Source organism: Microbacterium sp. zg.Y909, assembly GCF_024626565.1.
Map to the genome: position 1 here is coordinate 1 of NZ_JANJFJ010000602.1, position 1773 is coordinate 1773.

Genomic DNA, 1773 nt, shown 5'->3' on the forward strand with positions numbered 1-1773 from the left:
GGGCGCGGGTCACGTCCGAGGGCCTTCCTGCCGCGCCCGCTCGACCACCGCCTGCAGCACCGCGGCGCCCGTCTCGGCGTCGTCGACCGTGACGACGAACTGCCTGCCGTCGGCTCTCGTCACCTGGATCGCCTCACCCGCGCGCGTCACCACTGCGAACCGGCCCGGCGTCCAGCGCCACCCCCAGCCACCGAAGTCCCCGGTCGGGTTCACGAACACCACCTCGACGGCACGGATGCCGCTCGGTTCCAGGCGCCAGCGCGGCACCCCGGCGAACGCCCGCACTGTCAGGCCACGGTTGTCGACGACCACGCGATAGGCCGTGCCCGTGGCCACGAGCAGCGTCACGATGACGCCGGACGCCAGCGTGATCCACCCCGCCGCGTCGTCAGCGGTCACGAGCAGCACCACGCCGAGCCCGACGGTGAAGAGCGCAGCGCCGCCCAGCAGCGCCAGAGGCAGCCCGGACACCGTCGCGGTGCGCACCCACACGGCGCTCTCCTCTGCTCCGAGATCGAGCGCGTGGGCTGCCTCCCCCGCAGCCGGCGCCGCGGCCGCGCGCGGCTGCACCCACCAGCCGGCCAGCCCGGCGGCGACACCGGCTGCGAGTGCGCCGAGCATCGGGAGACCCACTCCCACCGTCTGCTCATCCGGTGCGCCCACCTGCACCGCCGCGAGCGCCGTGGCGAGCACGCTGAGGAACGCCACGGTCCCGAGTACCAGCGCGCCGACGAAGCGGCTGTTCGCGGTCGGTGTCGCCGGTCGTGCGTCTCGTCGGGCGGCGGCACGATCCGAAGCCAGGGCGGTACCCGCCAGCAGCGCCGACAGGCCGATGCCGAGGCAAGCAGTCAGCACGGGGAACGACCACGCCGGCCCGAAGCCGTCGGGCGTGCCGCTGAAGTCCCAGTGGATCGCGACGGTGGCGGCCAGGTTCGGCAGCATCGCCAGTTGCACGATCGCTGCGGCGAGCGCGATGGTGATCGGCGAGACGAGCGCCACGATGATGAAGCGGCGGGTGGGGTCGGCGGGGCGTCGGGTCACGGTGTCGGCCTTTCCTGAGGCTCGGGGGCGGTCGCAGAGGGAGCAGGGGCGAGATCGGCGATCAGCGCGGCGAGGGTCTCGGGTCCGATGCCGGCGGCGGCGGCACGTGCCACCAGGTCGGCGAGTTCCGCGCGCAACTCCCCCACGCGCATGGCGGCATCGGTCACAACCGCCCCGCGCCCCCGGCGAAGCTCGATCAGGCCTTCGTCGCGCAGCTCCTGGTAGGCGTGCAGCACGGTGTGCAGGTTCACCCCGAGCGACGGCGCGATCTGCTTCGCCGACGGCAGCCTCTCTCCGGCCCGCAGCCGCCCGGCGGCGATCTCGGCACGCACCGACGCCGCGATCTGCGCGAACAGGGGCGCGTCGGCGCGGGGGTCCATCCTGATCAGCATGCCATTATTCTATTACACCTAGAACAAGCGCGATTGTCGGTTTCCGCCAGCACATGTGCAGCGCCGCTACACGTCCGCCACAATGCCGGTCATGCGAATCACTCCCCGCCGCATGGCCGTCGGCATGAGCCTGTGGGCCCCGAACCTCTTCAGCGGCATCCGCGTGCGGCGCTTCTCGCCGGATTGGACCGAAGCCACGGTCGAGCTGCACGTGAACGTGGTCACCCGCAACTACGTGAAGACCGCGTTCGGCGGGTCGATGTCGGCGATGACCGATCCGTACTTCTTCATGCTCGTGATGCACCAGCTCGGCCGCGACTACGTCGTCTGGGACACCCGC

At 71.9% G+C, this 1773-nt stretch carries 3 protein-coding genes; 1 reads left to right on the forward strand and 2 read right to left on the reverse strand.

Annotation, left to right across the window (positions count from 1 at the left end; genetic code table 11):
* Positions 1 to 9: 9 nt before the first annotated feature.
* Positions 10 to 1041, reverse strand: coding sequence for a DUF1648 domain-containing protein (locus NQ160_RS23310; RefSeq protein WP_257517387.1), 1032 nt, complete (start codon positions 1039 to 1041; stop codon positions 10 to 12).
* A complete protein-coding gene (locus NQ160_RS23315) occupies positions 1038 to 1433 on the reverse strand; it encodes a GntR family transcriptional regulator (protein ID WP_257517388.1) in 396 nt (131 codons plus the stop codon). The genes NQ160_RS23310 and NQ160_RS23315 overlap by 4 nt, the downstream gene beginning before the upstream one ends.
* 91 nt (positions 1434 to 1524) lie before the next feature.
* Here NQ160_RS23315 and NQ160_RS23320 point away from each other — a divergent pair.
* Positions 1525 to 1773, forward strand: a 249-nt coding sequence (locus NQ160_RS23320; protein WP_257517389.1) for a DUF4442 domain-containing protein, incomplete at its 3' end; no start/stop codon positions are given.